The following is a 15,878-nucleotide window of genomic DNA, read 5'->3' on the forward strand; positions in this document are numbered from 1 at the left end:
AAACAGTGTCTTGGTGCGCAGAGTGCTAGAGAGCTTTTGTTTTCATCAGTTCTCCAAATTCTTTTGGGAGCTTGTCACTCGCTAAATTAACGTTATCACTGTAGTCAACTGGGACATCAATGATAACAGGGCCTTCAGCATTCATGGCTTGACGCAGAACATCTTCCAGCTGGTCTGGTGATTCGACACGTAAACCGGTTGCCCCGAAGCTTTCCGCATATTTCACGATATCGATGTTTCCGAACTCGACTGCAGATGTACGATTGTATTTTTTCAATTGCTGGAATGCAACCATGTCATATGTGCTGTCGTTCCATACAAGGTGTACAATTGGAGCTTTTAAGCGCACCGCTGTCTCTAACTCCATTGCCGAGAATAAGAAACCGCCGTCACCAGAGACAGAAACGACTTTTTCTCCCGGTTTCACCAATGAAGCACCGATTGCCCACGGAAGCGCAACACCAAGTGTTTGCATACCGTTACTGATCATTAATGTTAACGGCTCATAGCTGCGGAAATAACGGGACATCCAAATCGCGTGTGAACCGATATCGCATGTCACTGTGACGTTATCATCGACTGCATTTCGTAATGCTTTAACGATTTCAAGAGGATGCAGTCTGTCTGATTTCCAATCTGCAGGCACCTGCTCTCCCTCATGCATATATTCTTTTAGATCAGAAAGGATTTTTTGCTCACGTTCCGCAAAATCCACTTTTACAGCATCATGTTCGATATGATCCAAAGTAGATGGGATATCCCCGATCAATTCAAGCTCAGGCTGGTAAGCATGATCAATGTCAGCCAGAATCTCATCCAGATGGATAATCGTCCGGTCTCCATTGACATTCCAGAATTTCGGATCGTATTCAATTGGGTCATAGCCGATTGTCAGAACAACATCAGCCTGCTCAAGCAGCAGATCGCCCGGCTGGTTGCGGAATAAACCGATACGGCCGAAATATTGATCCTCTAACTCTCTTGTAAGAGTCCCGGCAGCCTGATATGTTTCTACGAATGGAAGCTGAACCTTTTTCAAAAGCTTGCGAACCGCTTTAATCGCTTCAGGTCTTCCGCCTTTCATTCCGACTAAAACAACAGGAAGTTTTGCTGTTTGGATTTTTGCGATAGCCGCACTGATTGCATCATCAGGTGCAGGGCCAAGTTTTGGCGCTGCCACTGCACGCACGTTTTTGGTATTTGTGACTTCATTCACAACATCTTGTGGAAAGCTCACAAAAGCGGCCCCAGCCTGACCTGCTGACGCTGCTCTAAATGCATTTGTAACAGCTTCCGGTATGTTTTTTACGTCTTGAACCTCTACACTGTATTTTGTAATCGACTGAAATAACGCCGCATTATCCAATGATTGATGAGTCCGTTTTAAACGATCGGCACGGATAACGTTCCCAGCAAGCGCAACGACAGGGTCACCTTCAGTGTTTGCAGTCAGCAGTCCCGTTGCCAGGTTAGAAGCACCCGGTCCTGATGTGACTAAAACGACTCCCGGTTTTCCAGTTAAACGGCCTACAGCCTGCGCCATAAATGCCGCATTTTGTTCATGCCGTGCAACAATGATCTCAGGCCCTTTATCTTGTAAAGCGTCAAATACCGCATCAATTTTTGCACCTGGAATGCCAAATACATGTGTGACACCTTGCTCCACTAAGCAATCAACAACAAGCTCCGCCCCTCTGTTTTTCACAAGGGATTTTTGTTCTTTTGTTGCTTTTGTCAACACCCTCACTCCTTATTATGCATTTTAAACATAAAAATTTAAATAAATCTTGTGATACGTTTCACTATACACTCTTTGGAAATTGACCTCCAATATCAATTCGACTTATGATTAATATGTATTACGAATTATTAACCTAAGAAAGGAATGCATGATTGATGGAGCTTCGCCACCTTCAATACTTTATCGCAGTTGCCGAAGAGCTTCATTTCGGGAAAGCTGCGCTTCGGCTGAACATGACACAGCCTCCTCTCAGCCAGCAGATCAAACAGCTGGAAAAAGAAGTCGGGGTGACGCTTCTGAAGAGGACAAAACGATTTGTGGAACTAACCGCAGCCGGAGAAATATTTTTAAATCACTGCCGCACGGCTTTGATGCAAATTGATCAAGCGATTGAATTGGCACAGCGGACTGCTCGCGGCGAGCACGGCCATCTCGTTATCGGTTTTGTCGGATCAGCTACATATGAATTTCTGCCGCCGATTGTCCGGGAATATCGTAAAAAATTCCCATCAGTAAAAATAGAATTACGTGAAATATCCTCGTTTAGGCAGCAAGAGGAGCTGCTAAAGGGCAACATTGATATTGGTATACTTCATCCTCCTTTACAGCACACAGCATTGCATACTGAAATCGCCCAAAGCAGCCCTTGTGTTTTAGCTTTGCCTAAACAACATCCGTTAACATCTAAGGAAGCCATTACAATTGAAGATTTGAGAGATGAACCGATTATTACTGTAGCCAAGGAAGCATGGCCTACTTTATACGTTGATTTCATCCAATTTTGTGAGCAGGCTGGCTTTAAGCCAAACATTGTACAAGAAGCGACTGAATATCAAATGGTCATTGGATTAGTCAGCGCTGGCATCGGGATTACATTTGTACCTTCCTCAGCTAAAAAATTATTTAACTTGGATGTGACTTATCGAACAATAGATAAAATACAGCTGAATGCCGAATGGGTTATCGCCTATCGCAAAGACAATCAAAATCCGCTTTTGAAGCAATTTATTAATATTTCAAATTGTCAGCAGTTAAGAACTAAAGAGAGTGATGCAAGTACCTGAAATGATACTTGCAAACTCTTTTTTCTTTTGGGATTCTCATGGAATTTTAATTAATATAATATAATCGCTTAGTACAACTTCATATCAGTATACGTATACATACAGTACAAATAGTTGGCAAGGATACTAGTAAGCGTATGACAATCGTTTGATTTTAGAATGATAGATAGAGAGGTGAAATATATTACACAGTTCACGAGTATATTAACATTGCTCGCTTTTTTCATAACAATGATTTTTATTTTCTGGAGGCCGAAAGGATTAAATGAAGCTATCCCCGCGACAATAGGCGCTTTAATGGTGTTATTATGCGGAAGTGTGTCATTGACCGACTTAGGAGAAATAGGATCAAAAGTCACGGGTGCATCGGTCACAATTCTTGCCACTATGATCATGGCCATTGCATTAGAAAGTTTTGGGTTCTTTTATTGGGTGGCTGCAAAGCTGCTCCAACAATCCAGGGGATCAGGCATCAAGCTTTTTTGGTTAACCAATTCACTTTGCTTTTTAATGACCATTTTCCTAAATAATGATGGGAGCGTTTTGATCACAACCCCCATCCTTTTGCTGGTTTTAAAATATTTAGGTTTGAAAAAACATCAAAAAACCCCTTATCTCATAAGCGGCGTTTTAATAGCTACAGCCTCCAGCGCACCGATCGGCGTAAGTAATATTGTAAATTTAATTTCTCTCAAAATGATTGGAATGGATTTATATTTGCACACTGCCATGATGTTTGTCCCTAGTATGATGGGACTCATTTTTATGGCTTGTCTACTGTTTATTTTCTTTTATAAACGTCTTCCTAAAAGCCTGCCGGATATACCGAACCATTTTCAGTCTCTGCGACACAGAAGGTACCATCCCCTTCATTCGCCATCAGCTCCGATACCGGAACGAAATCAAACAAAGATAATGTTATTTGTACTCGCATTTGTTTTTCTCGTCAGAATCAGCTTATTTGCCGCGTCATATACCGGTATCTCCGTTCCTCTTGTCGCTGTCATCGGATCAATTATCCTTTTGGCCTGGAGATGGGTTTATTTCAAAACCTCTCCCAGAGACTTGTTCTTCAAGGCACCTTGGCACATTTTTATTTTTGCTTTTACTATGTATGTCCTCATTTATGGACTGCACAATATAGGATTTACTGAATTAATTGTAAATCATTTCAAACCGATAGTTTCTGGAAGCCTCTCCTACGCTACTTTTGTATCAGGTATCTCTACCTCTGTTTTTTCGAATCTATTCAACAACCATCCGGCTTTAATGATCAGTACTTTTACTTTAACAGAAATGAGCCTGAATCCTTCAACAGCAAAAATCATCTACTTGGCAAATATTATTGGCAGTGATATTGGTTCCTTATTATTACCTATAGGAACATTAGCAACACTTATTTGGATGCATATTTTAAAACAGCATGATGAAAGTATTTCTTGGGGTGAATATTTAAAAACAACCATTTTAATCATTCCGCTGACTGTTCTTTTTACGTTAACATGTTTATATTTTTGGATCAGTTGGTTATTTCTTTAGCAGTGTATGAAATAAAAAACTGCCTTCTGCTATTCGAGGGCAGTTTATTTTCAGTAGAGGCTACGCTAGGGGAGATGCATTGTCTTTAGATGATTTAACTTCCAAATGATTGACTTTCCACTTGCGTTAATAAGCTCAATGATATTATTAGATACATCTTTTAATAGACCGACTTTTTCTGGCACTTCCCCCATATCAAATATAACCAATTGGCCAACATATTTTTTGATCTGCTCCTCAAAATTACGTACAAGTGAAACACTGGAAGGTACGACAGGCAATTGAGAGTTGTCAAGAGTGTACGGCGTTTGCTCTGTTGAATAAGGGGTAAACCATTTTAAGTGATGCATAGATATGAAAAGTGTTTTAAATACAGGTGAAAAAAATACAATATAATCATTTAAAACACTTGTAACATATCCATGTATCGACCGATCCCCAGTTACATAAACTTCAATAAATTTGCCTTTCACATTGTTTAATGTGTTTCTGTAAGAAAAACTATTATTTTCCGCCTGCATTATTGTATCTTCCGGATCTCTTAAAATTGGTTTCCCAGTATTCGTATTTATTATTGCTTTGTTCATTTGATGGAGATGCAGCAAGGGAATATAAAGATAATTGCAGCCATTAAATATAACAAAAATATCCTGTCCAATATCTATAAGTGTGCCGACAAATCTTGTATCTCCTGAAATGACAACATCAACATCTGTGTCAAGAAATTGATTCAAACCTTTCACCATTCTCCCCCTTTAATTGAATGAAAAAGGGCATCACTTTATTGATGCACCTTCATTATCTATTAAAATTTGCGCTTCCAATGATAGTCTATCGTTTTGACAATCGTTTCATAGCTATAATCTTCCTTTTGGCTTCCGGTGCTATGATAATCTGAAGATCTTGGTGACCGATATGATTTGGATGAACTTTTGGTGTCTGATGAACGATCATATGTTGACGATTGATAATCTGAAGATCTTGGTGACCGATATGATTTGGATGAACTTTTGGTGTCTGATGAGTGATCATATTTTGATGATTGATAATCTGAAGATCTTGGTGACCGATATGATTTGGATGAACTTTTGGTGTCTGATGAACGATCATATGTTGACGATTGATAATCTGAAGATCTTGATGACCAATATGATTTGGACGAACTTTTGGTGTCTGATGAATGATCATATTTTAACGATTGATAATCTGAAGATCTTGGTGACCGATATGATTTGGACGAACTGCTGGTGTCTGATGAACGATCATATGTTGATGATTGATAATCTGAAGATCTTGATGATCGTTTATTTGATTTGGACGAACTTGATGAGCTATGTGATTTTGAAGATGTTAACGAATTACTGTCCCCCTCTTCTTCTTGTTTTTGTTTCTGGTCTATATCATTTTTGCTTTCTTCTTTATCATCATGTTCTTTCTTTTGATTGTTAGAGCCTTTTGGGCCTAAGCTGATGCTCTTGATATGAAAAGGATATATGCGAAGCACTTCTTGATTTTTCACTAAAGTATAATGACCATCCGCATTATCTACGAGGATACCTTCAATTGCTTCTGGTCCTCCTCGATTAATCGAAACCCATTTATGAGTTAAACTCTTAAAAACTTCTTTTAGGTTATCAGCTTCCAAGACACTTGGCGTATGTCCTTCTTTATTTAAAGCGGACTCATGTTTACTTATGCTTTTGATGTGATGAATATTAAAATAAACTACTCCATCCTCATTTGTGTCTAACGCAGCGTAATCATCTCCTAGCCATACCAAACTTCCTTTTTTAGATTCCGGACCGCCTTGATTTAATTGAACGGATTGGTTCATTAATTGTCCGATTAAGCTGTGAAAATCATCAGCGTCAGCCATTTCTGCCGTCTCAATTGTTGTTGTGCTATTATTGGTATCCTCTGTAATACTTTTTACATGATCCAATTGATAATAAATGGTTTTTTTTTCAGTTTGCAAAGCGATATAATCTGATTTTACAGCTACCAATTTTCCTTTTTTAGATTCGGGACCTCCTCGATATACAGTGACAATTTTATCTTGCATTGAATGCAAAAAATGATAATAAGATATATCATGATTTGAATGATTTTTCATTCTCCTCTTGCTCATTCATTACCCTCCTAGTCATTTATACATAGATGATAAATATATTGCATATATACGTGTCACAGTTATTTCTTGAACTAATTCAATAGCCTAATTGTCTGATTTTCAGCGAATACCTATAATCATGGATTCACAAAATACTTAAATTGCTTTTGATGTATTGTGAACGATTTTTAATATACTCAAAAATCACTTCCGGCTCACGGTCAAAACGTTCAATATCACTCTTTTTATATGGGTCCATCAGGACAAACGGCCTGATTTGATCATAAAGCGCCAATATTTTTGGTTTCATATATTCAATGGTAAAGAGAGATCGGAGCGTTTTTTCTAACAGATGCTTGTAGGACCTGCGAAAATCGGGTTCATCCAAAATGCGGGCGGTTAATGTATTAAACCCTTGAATTCTTACGTAATCTGCAGCCATCCGCCCCCCATGGATATCCCTGCCCCAGGTTGCGTCATAGTCCCAAGGAATCACTTCAAATAATCCGGTTTCCCCGCTTCTGTACAAAGCGTAATTGTGGACAAACCCGTCATAGTTTGAGGTGAACACAATGCCGGCCAGCCAGCGCAAATACTTATCGATATTCACGTGCTTTGTCACTTCTGATTTAAATTGAGCTTTCGGGACAGTATTAATTTTAAAGATCATATCCTGTAAATAAAAATCATCTTCCTCAGTCCCTGTCTTCTTTTCATACCCATGCTCAAGTGACTTCTTCGTTTCCCTCTCCAAATCACTCACGAGAGAAAAATTAGCATCATCATCAACCGCGTAAAAAATCGCTCCGTCCGCCAGCTTCCTTTTCCTTAAATAATATTCATCCACGGATTCAAGCTCAAGATACACTCCTTCATTCTTTCCATTTACCTTTAAAAACACAAATTCTGCCCTTGGAGACAGCGTCCCCAGCTCTGAGAAAAAATCGAGAGACAATTTGTTTCTTATCATGGAAGGATCTTTATATTCCGCATTCAAGTGAACCTCGCGGGCGCCGCGAAATGTTTTCGGCTGATAATAGGAAATATGGTACGACTTCTTTTTGAAATCTCTAATATGAGATCCGCGATAAGCGATGTCGATATCAAATCTTTTCTGATTCACTTTCAACACAGCCGGAACCGGTTCATCGTCCCATATATCCTTTTTTAATTCCCGTAAGTCTTTTGGATGAATAAACAGCTGATAAAGAGGCAAATTTGATTGATTCTTCATCCGTAGTCCCCCTTCAAAATTAGGCTTTTATTTTTGTGAGATCTCAGCGGAACACTTATACACTTTTTACAATCGTGCGTACTATGTGTGTAGTAAGGATCTTCATCCTTAAACAAATTAAAAAAAGGAGGATTTCAATTGGGCCACTATTCCCATTCTGATATCAAAGAAGCGGTGAAATCCGCAAAAAAAGAAGGTTTAAAAACTTATTTATACCAAGAGCCTCGTGGAAAAAAACGCAGTCATAAAAAGTCGCACCGCTCTCACAAAAAATCTCGCAGCCATAAAAAATCTTACTGTTCACACAAGAAATCTCGCAGCCATAAAAAATCTTACTGCTCACACAAGAAATCTCGCAGCCATAAAAAATCTTACTGCTCACACAAGAAATCTCGCAGCCATAAAAAATCTTACTGCTCACACAAGAAATCTCGCAGCCATAAAAAATCTTACTGCTCACACAAGAAATCTCGCAGCTACAAAAAATCCTACTGCTCACACAAGAAATCTCGCAGCTACAAAAAATCATTCTGTTCGCACAGAAAATCTCGCAGCTACAAAAAATCATTCTGTTCGCACAGAAAATCTCGCAGCTACAAAAAATCATTCTGTTCACACAGAAAATCTCGCAGCTACAAAAAGTCGTACCGCTCTCGCAAAAAACACTGGAAAAATGATCATCATCGCAAAAAAGATGATTACGACAGCAAAAAAGAGTTCTGGAAAGACGGCAATTGCTGGGTAGTCAAAAAGAAATATAAATAATGAAACTGTCATCATAGGCTCCGGCATACGTACGGTAGCCTATTTTCTAATTCCCCTATATCAGTTATATGTCATGACATAGCATATGCAACCCGCATCATTTGGTTTCCTTGAATGGATTTCGTTATAATCATGGTACTCTTACAATAAAGGCGGTGTTGTTGTGTACATATTTCAAGCAGAAGAGCTTAGTGCCAAAGAGACGTATAAGCTGCTGTCAGGAGCCGTTATTCCGCGCCCGATCGCATTTGTTACAACACTTTCTTCAGGCGGGGCAATCAATGCGGCACCTTTCAGTTTCTATAACGTGGTCAGCTCAGATCCTCCGCTACTCAGTATTTCTGTTAACCGATCAGAAGGCCGGCAAAAAGACACAGCCAGAAACGCGATAGAAAACGGTGAATTTGTCGTCCATGTCAGTGATGAAGCCATCATTGAAGACATCAATGAAACGGCGGCAAGTTTAGGGCCGGACGAAAGTGAAATGACACGCACCTCTCTCCATTCTGTAGAGAGCACGGCTGTTTCGGTGCCCGGCATTCAAGAAGCCCGCATTCGTTTTGAATGCAAGCTCGAACGGCATATCACCTTCGACAATGATCATGGTGTGACCACGGCTGATCTGCTTATTGGCAGAGTTGTCTGTTTTCACCTCGATGAGAAGGTGTATGACGCAGAAAAAGGGTATATTTTGACGGACGAATTAAAGCCGGCTTCCAGATTAGCCGGAAACCATTATGCAAAGCTCGGTGAAGAATTTACATTGATTCGTCCGAGTTCATAAAAGGACTATTTATATAGAAGAAACTAGTCAAAAAGACACCGTTATTCAAAAAAGCCGGCGCAGCATGTGTCTGGCTTTTTTTGTTTGTAGGAATCATATTTGCACAAACCGTTTGCACTGATTTGGTCTTATAAATTCAGATGCTCCCCATTACAATTGAAATAAGCCCGCACGAAGAGAAGGACAGCAGACTGATATCACCTGCACATAAGGAGCTGATGGGCATGCCTTTAGACCAAAGAAGATCAGCCATTCTTCATCAGGTTCTCAACACAACCAGCTATGTTACTTGCGGCGAATTAACGGAGCAATTAAACATTTCAAGGAGAACACTGTATTATGACATTGAAAAAATTAACAGCTGGCTGAAAGAGACCGGACTGACACCGATCAAAAGAAGGCGTTCAGCAGGATTTTATTTAGAAGACCAAACGAAAAAAATGCTGACATCAGAAATGAAAACGCTGACAAATTCAAGCTATGAATATTCTCCCTCAGAAAGGCAGGCAAGAGTGATCCTGCGCATTTTAACGAGAAACAGACGGTTACTTTTGCAGAACTTCATTGACGAAAATCACGTCAGCCGCAACACCGCTATTCAGGATATGAAGCATATTCGCGAAAAGCTGAAGACATTCGGCATCGTTCTTTCCTTTACCAAAGAAAAGGGGTATTTCTTCTCAGGAATAGAGCAGCAAAAACGAAAACTGCTGGCAGAATACGCAAATCAGCTCATGCAAAAAAGCAGCAGCACTGAGGCCGTTACCGATCTATGTCCCGATCCGGCTGCTTGTGAACAGCAGATCCAAACCATGCGGTCTATGCTGCTGACTTTCGAAAAGCTTCTTCACATGAAATTTGCTGATCATGTTCTCGCGGGCTTAAGTGTGCACTTTACGTTATTTCTGATCAGATTAAAGGCGGGAAAAGAAATCACTCTAGAACAAGAAGAGCAATACGCCATCAGGCAAACGAAGGAATATGAAGCGGCCGTTCGGGCGGCGGCCGCGGAACTGCCGGAAAAAGCCTTTATTTCTGATCAAGAGATGTGCTACTTCACGATCCATCTGTTAGGGGCTAAAATCAGTCAGTTCCCCGCTTCAAGTCTCATTGCAGGTGAGCTGGATGCGATACATGATATCGCGGACAAAATGATTGTCGATTTCCAGCGTTACGCCTGCGTGCTTTTTCAGGACCCGGAAAATCTAAAAAAACATCTGGTGCTTCATTTGAAATCAGCTTATTACAGGATTAAATATAATATCACCCCTCATGAGAGTGATGTAGCTGCCTCCATCAAAACGAAATACAGTGATATTTTCTGCTTAACGAAAAAAGTCGTTCATCACCTTCAAAAAGAATTAAGAAAACCTGTCAGCAGTGAAGAAACAGCTTTTATCGCCATGCATTTCGGAGGCTGGATGAAACGTGAAGGGGTCGCGCCCTCACTTAGAAAAACAGCGGTTATTGTCTGCCCGGGCGGCATCGGCACTTCAAAAATTTTACAGAGCCAAATAGAAGATCTTCTGCCGAATGTCGATATTCTGAAAACCGTATCAAGCCGTGTCTATGAAACAATGACGCTTGAAACTGATGTCCTGATCTCAACTGTTCCGCTCCCAGACAGAGGGGTGCCTGTGCTCATCGTTAATCCCATACTGAACAGCAAGGAAAAGATCAGCCTGCTGAAAAAAGTAGATGCGCTCTCAAACAGCGCTCCCCATTTCCATCCAAGTGTTCATGACATCATGGGCATCATCGAAAAACATGCAGAAGGCATTCATAAAACAGAGCTGATGCAAGAACTGACCGAGTATTTAGGACAGCCGCACAAACATGAAAAGGAGGCGAACCGCAAACCAATGCTTGCTGAATTAATGACACCTAACCATATAACGATGGCCGACTCTGCCCCCTGTTGGGCGGATGCCGTCCGCATGGCGGCAAAGCCGCTTTTGGATGACGGGTCTGTTACCCCGCAATACGTCGATGCCATGATTGCCACGATTCAGACACTGGGCCCATATATCGTTATTACGCCGAATGTAGCCATCCCGCACGCGAGGCCTGAAGACGGTGTGAATCGAATCGGCATGAGCTTTCTGAGACTGAACCAAGCCGTTTCCTTTTCAGACCGGCCCGAGCATTCAGTCCAGCTGATTATCGTGCTCGCGGCAATCGACAATGACACCCATTTGAAAGCCCTCTCCCAGCTCACGAATATGCTGGGTGATCCGGAAAACATTCAATTGCTGATTAACGCTCAATCGGCAGAAGATGTGCTGCCAATGATTCAAAAATACTCAAACTAGGAGTGATTCGAATGAAAAAAATCTTAATTGTTTGCGGAAACGGACTTGGATCAAGCTTTATTGTTGAAATGAATGTGAAAAAAATCATTGATGAACTGAACATCAGCGCTGATGTTACACATACAGACCTCACTTCAAGCAAAACGGAGCAAGCGGATCTGTATCTAGGATCAGCCGATATTGTGTCAGGTCTTGACGATGGAACTCGTAATGTTGTCGGACTCAAAAACCTGCTGGACCAGAAAGAAATCAAAGAAGCCATCCTTACCAACTTGTAACACACAAAAACATAGACGACGGGGGTGCATCTGATGCTTGATTTTTTGATTAACGATTTCCTGGGAACTCCTGCTATTTTAATTGGACTTTTTGCCTTAGCCGGTCTGCTTCTGCAAAAGAAAAACGCTGCGGATACCGTATCGGGCACACTGAAAACGGCAATGGGATTCGTCATTCTCAGCGCCGGGGCGGCGATTGTCTCAGATTCACTAGCCGTGTTCGGCAGCATGTTCGAAAAAGCATTCCACATTAAAGGCGTCGTACCAAATACAGATGCAATCTCAGCCATTGCTCAAAAAACGTTTGGGACGGAAACGGCACTCATTATGATCTTCGGAATGATTGTTAACATATTGCTGGCGCGTCTCACGCCATTTAAATATATTTTCTTAACCGGCCATCATATTCTCTACATGGCTTCATTGATCTCCGCCGTGCTGATTACCGGCGGCATCAGCGGTGTTCCTCTCATTGTTGCGGGCGCCATTATTCTTGGAGGGCTGATGGTGCTGTCACCCGCCATCCTTCAGCCGCACACAAAAAAAATTACAGGAAGCGATGATCTCGCTCTCGGCCATTTCGGTTCTGCAGGCTATTTTATTGCTGGATTCATCGGCAAACATGCGGGCAATCCATCTCATTCGACTGAGGATATCAAAGTTCCGAAATCATTAGGATTTCTGCGGGATACGTCAGTCTCCATTTCTTTAACGATGGCACTCCTTTTCTTTATTGTCGCTCCTTTCGCCGGAAAGGATTATATTGAAGCATCGTTGAGCGGCGGAAGCCATTTCCTCGTTTATTCCTTTATGCAGGCCATTACGTTCGCTGCTGGGGTATATGTCATCTTGGCGGGGGTTCGGATGGTAATCGCGGAAATTGTCCCTGCTTTTAAAGGCATCGCTGAGAAGCTAGTGAAAGGCGCCAAACCCGCTCTTGACTGTCCGACGGTTTTTCCTTTTGCGCCAAACGCTGTGATTATCGGATTTTTATCCAGCTTCCTGGCAGGTATTGTGTCTATTTTTCTTCTTCCGGTCTTCGGTCTCAGTGTTATTGTCCCGGGACTTGTACCGCATTTCTTTACAGGAGCCGCTGCGGGAGTTTACGGAAATGCAACCGGCGGAGTGCGGGGGGCTGTACTCGGTGCGTTTGCCAATGGCATTCTCATTTCTTTTCTGCCTGCGCTTCTTCTGCCGGTTCTTGGCTCGCTCGGATTTGAAGGCACGACTTACGGTGATTCAGACTTTGGCATTATCGGGATTCTTCTTGGCTGGATCATACAATTCTTCAAATAAAGTGAGGTATGCGTCATGAAACATTTATTTTCACCTTCTCTGATGTGTATGGATTTAACAAAATTCAACGAGCAGATCACCATTCTAAACAGCCGGGCCGATATGTATCATGTTGACATCATGGACGGCCATTTTGTCAAAAACATTACGCTGTCCCCATTTTTCATCAGCCAGCTCAGAACGATGACAGCTCTCCCGATTGATGCCCACCTGATGGTTGAAAGGCCGGAGGATTTTATCGATATGACAGCAGAGGCCGGCGCTGATTACATTAGCGTTCATGCCGAAACCATTAACCGTTCGGCGTTTCGGCTGATACACAAAATCAAAGATCATGGCGCAAAGGTCGGGATTGTATTGAACCCGGCCACTCCGCTAGAGTGGATCAGCCCTTATGTGCATTTGATTGATAAACTGACGATTATGACCGTTGATCCGGGTTTTGCCGGGCAGCCGTTTATCGCAGAAATGACTGGAAAAATCCGTGCGGCTAAAGAGTGGAGAGAAACAAATCATTATACGTATGCCATTGAAGTTGACGGCTCCTGTAATGAAAAAACCTTCCGCATGCTTGCGGAAGCTGGGAATGACATTTTTATCATCGGCAATTCAGGCCTCTTTGATCTCGATGAAAACACAGAAATCGCATGGGATAAAATGAAAACCATTTTTCAGCAGCAGACACATCCTGTAAAAATGCAACACCCGGAGTAATCTCCGGGTGTTTTTCTATGAAACATTTTCTCTCCCACGAACGTATAAAGAGATGAGTTTAGGAGGGATTGGTATGACAGGCACTCATTTCTTAATTTTAATACTGATCGCAGCTGCTTTCAGTACATCTTTTTATATTTTCGCCAGTAAACGCGGCATTCCCAAACCCCGTTGGTGGTATAAACCGGTGAACAGTATACAAGGGGTGCTGGAAATCGTTCTGCTCATTTTACTGGGATTTTCTCTTTTGCGTTTTCCGCCAGAGTATATGCTCATTTTATATCTTTTCGTCATTAATTGTTTACGTGCTCTTATGGAATGGAAATATGAGCGTGAAGAAAAACAATATGTACACTCATTATTTGGTGCGGCACTGTTTCTGGTCATTTTTATTTATATGAGTATGTTCTTCTTCGTATCTTAAATCCCAACAGCCGCCCCATCCCCCCTTGGATCGGCTCCTCCCTGGAGAAAGCCCTCCTCATCCACTGCGATTGCTGCGGCGTGACCCATCAGCGGGTCATAATCACTGACTGTCTCCACGAGATGGCCGCTTTCTTTTAGCATGTCGACCGTCTCCTCTGCGATTCTGTTCTCAACTCTGAGACCTTCATAATCCTCGCCCCACGTTCTGCCCCATACCCAGCGCGGTTCGCTGATTGCCTGCTGAGGATGCATTCCATAGTCCAGCATTCGGGTGATAATCGCGGTCTGAGTCTGCGGCTGGCCTTCGCCCCCTTGCGTGCCGTACAGAATCTTCGGTTTCCCGTTCTTACAGATCATAGCCGGCATCAGCGTATGGAAGCTGCGCTTTCTCGGCTCAAGTGTGTTGACATGATTTTCATCCAATGAGAAAAATGATCCGCGATTCTGTATGAGAATGCCTGTATCCCCAGCAGTAACAGCCGAGCCAAATTCAAAGTAAAGGCTTTGAATGAACGACACCGCGTTGCCATCCGAATCCATCACAGCGGCATAGGCGGTATCACTGCCAATCGGTCTGCTTTCCGCCGGTTCAGCTATATAACCGATTTCTTCCGCCAGCTGCTTGGCATAGCTTTTGTCCAAGAGGCTTTCCAGCGGAATATCAGCAAACGCCGGATCAGTCAGAACGGCATTCCGATCTAGAAAACTCTTTTTCAGTGCCTCCACGAGCACATGATAATAGGTAAATGAACCATGTTCAATTTGGCTGAAATCATAGTTTTCCAGAATGTTCAACGTCATTAAACCCGTAAAACCTTGGGAATTCGGCGGCGCCTGATACACAATGTACCCCCGGTAATCACAGGATACAGGCTCCATCCACTCACCCTTGTGTCCTGTAAAATCATCAAGTGTCATATAGCTGCCATTATGCTGTAAATACGAGACAATCCGCTGTGCGATATAACCTTCATAAAATGCGCTTCTTCCTTTTTCAGCAATCATTTTCAGGCTGTTCGCAAGCTCTTTTTGCACAAACCGTTCGCCGGGGACCGGTGCTTTGCCGTTTTTCGTGAAGATATCAGCGGTGTAAGGTGTTGACGCCAGCAATTCAAGATTCGTCGCTGTATGCCGGCACTGATCTGCAGATACAGGAAAACCATTTTCAGCATAATGGAGTGCAGGCTCCAATACATCAGAAAGCGACATCCGTCCGTATGTCTTCAGCACGGCATCCCAGCTATCGACCATTCCCGGTACGGTAATTGCGCTGTCGATCCCCCGCAGCGGGATCTCATTTTTCCCCTTATACACGTCTCTCGTCACATTTTTTCCTGAACGGCCGCTGCCATTGTACACTCTTACCGCCTTTGTTTTTTGATGAAAGGTCAGCCAAAAGGAATCTCCTCCAAGCCCCGTCATATGCGGATAGACAACCGCCAGACAAGCGCTCACGGCGACAGCGGCGTCAAATGCGTTTCCTCCCTTCTCCAGAATGCGGTTTCCCGCTTGTGATGCGAGGTAATGCGGACTGACGACCATTTGCTTAGTGCCGATAATAGATCTGTTCATCACAAGTCTCCTTTGCAAGGGATTTTCTTCAGTATAGAGAGCC

At 42.4% G+C, this 15,878-nt stretch carries 14 protein-coding genes; 9 read left to right on the forward strand and 5 right to left on the reverse strand.

Translation table 11 applies throughout. The features are described from left to right. Positions 1-25 precede the first annotated feature (25 nt). Positions 26-1,738 (reverse strand): acetolactate synthase AlsS, encoded by a 1,713-nt coding sequence (gene alsS, locus NYE43_RS18830; RefSeq protein WP_024123079.1) that lies wholly within the window; start codon positions 1,736-1,738, stop codon positions 26-28. 158 nt (positions 1,739-1,896) lie between these two features. On the opposite strand from alsS, the gene alsR reads away from it, so the two are divergent. Then, a complete protein-coding gene (alsR, locus tag NYE43_RS18835; protein ID WP_059292399.1) occupies positions 1,897-2,805 on the forward strand; it encodes an acetoin biosynthesis transcriptional regulator AlsR in 909 nt (302 codons plus the stop codon). Positions 2,806-3,015: 210 nt separating this feature from the next. Next, positions 3,016-4,344: an arsenic transporter gene (locus NYE43_RS18840; RefSeq protein WP_101864992.1), complete on the forward strand. Its 1,329-nt coding sequence runs from the start codon at positions 3,016-3,018 to the stop codon at positions 4,342-4,344. A 65-nt stretch (positions 4,345-4,409) separates the two neighbouring features. Here the strand turns inward: NYE43_RS18840 and NYE43_RS18845 are convergent, their stop codons facing one another. The 3 genes from NYE43_RS18845 to cotH all read right to left on the reverse strand — a co-directional run bounded on the left by NYE43_RS18845 (position 4,410) and on the right by cotH (position 7,688). Next, positions 4,410-5,087, reverse strand: coding sequence for a hypothetical protein (locus tag NYE43_RS18845; protein ID WP_024123082.1), 678 nt, complete (start codon positions 5,085-5,087; stop codon positions 4,410-4,412). Positions 5,088-5,149: 62 nt separating this feature from the next. Beyond that, entirely contained in the window at positions 5,150-6,472 is a 1,323-nt protein-coding gene (locus NYE43_RS18850; protein ID WP_341062402.1) for a spore coat protein CotH, read from the reverse strand. 127 nt (positions 6,473-6,599) lie between these two features. After that, a complete protein-coding gene (gene cotH / locus NYE43_RS18855) occupies positions 6,600-7,688 on the reverse strand; it encodes a spore coat protein CotH (RefSeq protein ID WP_024123083.1) in 1,089 nt (362 codons plus the stop codon). A 138-nt stretch (positions 7,689-7,826) separates the two neighbouring features. On the opposite strand from cotH, the gene cotG reads away from it, so the two are divergent. From cotG to NYE43_RS18890, 7 genes are all read left to right on the forward strand, one after another. Next, positions 7,827-8,453, forward strand: coding sequence for a spore coat protein CotG (gene cotG / locus NYE43_RS18860; protein WP_127696409.1), 627 nt, complete (start codon positions 7,827-7,829; stop codon positions 8,451-8,453). 163 nt (positions 8,454-8,616) lie between these two features. Continuing rightward, a complete protein-coding gene (locus tag NYE43_RS18865; protein WP_024123085.1) occupies positions 8,617-9,237 on the forward strand; it encodes a flavin reductase family protein in 621 nt (206 codons plus the stop codon). Between the two features lie 224 nt (positions 9,238-9,461). Further along, positions 9,462-11,549: a BglG family transcription antiterminator gene (locus tag NYE43_RS18870; protein ID WP_341062405.1), complete on the forward strand. Its 2,088-nt coding sequence runs from the start codon at positions 9,462-9,464 to the stop codon at positions 11,547-11,549. Between the two features lie 11 nt (positions 11,550-11,560). Then, positions 11,561-11,827 (forward strand): PTS sugar transporter subunit IIB, encoded by a 267-nt coding sequence (locus NYE43_RS18875; RefSeq protein WP_024123087.1) that lies wholly within the window; start codon positions 11,561-11,563, stop codon positions 11,825-11,827. 33 nt (positions 11,828-11,860) lie between these two features. Further along, entirely contained in the window at positions 11,861-13,123 is a 1,263-nt protein-coding gene (locus tag NYE43_RS18880; RefSeq protein WP_341062408.1) for a PTS ascorbate transporter subunit IIC, read from the forward strand. A gap of 15 nt (positions 13,124-13,138) precedes the next feature. Continuing rightward, positions 13,139-13,837, forward strand: coding sequence for a D-allulose 6-phosphate 3-epimerase (gene alsE / locus NYE43_RS18885; RefSeq protein WP_101864844.1), 699 nt, complete (start codon positions 13,139-13,141; stop codon positions 13,835-13,837). A 73-nt stretch (positions 13,838-13,910) separates the two neighbouring features. Continuing rightward, positions 13,911-14,261 (forward strand): DUF4181 domain-containing protein, encoded by a 351-nt coding sequence (locus NYE43_RS18890; RefSeq protein WP_198098095.1) that lies wholly within the window; start codon positions 13,911-13,913, stop codon positions 14,259-14,261. Here NYE43_RS18890 and ggt read toward each other — a convergent pair. Then, positions 14,258-15,835 (reverse strand): gamma-glutamyltransferase, encoded by a 1,578-nt coding sequence (ggt, locus tag NYE43_RS18895; protein ID WP_341062410.1) that lies wholly within the window; start codon positions 15,833-15,835, stop codon positions 14,258-14,260. The two genes, NYE43_RS18890 and ggt, sit on opposite strands and share 4 nt — an antisense overlap. Positions 15,836-15,878 lie beyond the last annotated feature (43 nt).

The sequence above is a fragment of the Bacillus sp. FSL R5-0434 genome (assembly GCF_038004745.1).
Classification (GTDB): Bacteria; Bacillota; Bacilli; order Bacillales; family Bacillaceae; genus Bacillus; species Bacillus halotolerans.

Bases quoted from the DNA above. Each gene is read 5' to 3' on its own strand.
- alsR (WP_059292399.1), top strand. From the start codon at position 1,897: ATGGAGCTTCGCCACCTTCAATACTTTATCGCAGTTGCCGAAGAGCTT.
- NYE43_RS18850 (WP_341062402.1), bottom strand. From the start codon at position 6,472: ATGAGCAAGAGGAGAATGAAAAATCATTCAAATCATGATATATCTTAT.
- cotH (WP_024123083.1), bottom strand. From the start codon at position 7,688: ATGAAGAATCAATCAAATTTGCCTCTTTATCAGCTGTTTATTCATCCA.
- NYE43_RS18870 (WP_341062405.1), top strand. From the start codon at position 9,462: ATGCCTTTAGACCAAAGAAGATCAGCCATTCTTCATCAGGTTCTCAAC.
- NYE43_RS18875 (WP_024123087.1), top strand. From the start codon at position 11,561: ATGAAAAAAATCTTAATTGTTTGCGGAAACGGACTTGGATCAAGCTTT.
- NYE43_RS18880 (WP_341062408.1), top strand. From the start codon at position 11,861: ATGCTTGATTTTTTGATTAACGATTTCCTGGGAACTCCTGCTATTTTA.
- alsE (WP_101864844.1), top strand. From the start codon at position 13,139: ATGAAACATTTATTTTCACCTTCTCTGATGTGTATGGATTTAACAAAA.
- NYE43_RS18890 (WP_198098095.1), top strand. From the start codon at position 13,911: ATGACAGGCACTCATTTCTTAATTTTAATACTGATCGCAGCTGCTTTC.
- ggt (WP_341062410.1), bottom strand. From the start codon at position 15,835: ATGAACAGATCTATTATCGGCACTAAGCAAATGGTCGTCAGTCCGCAT.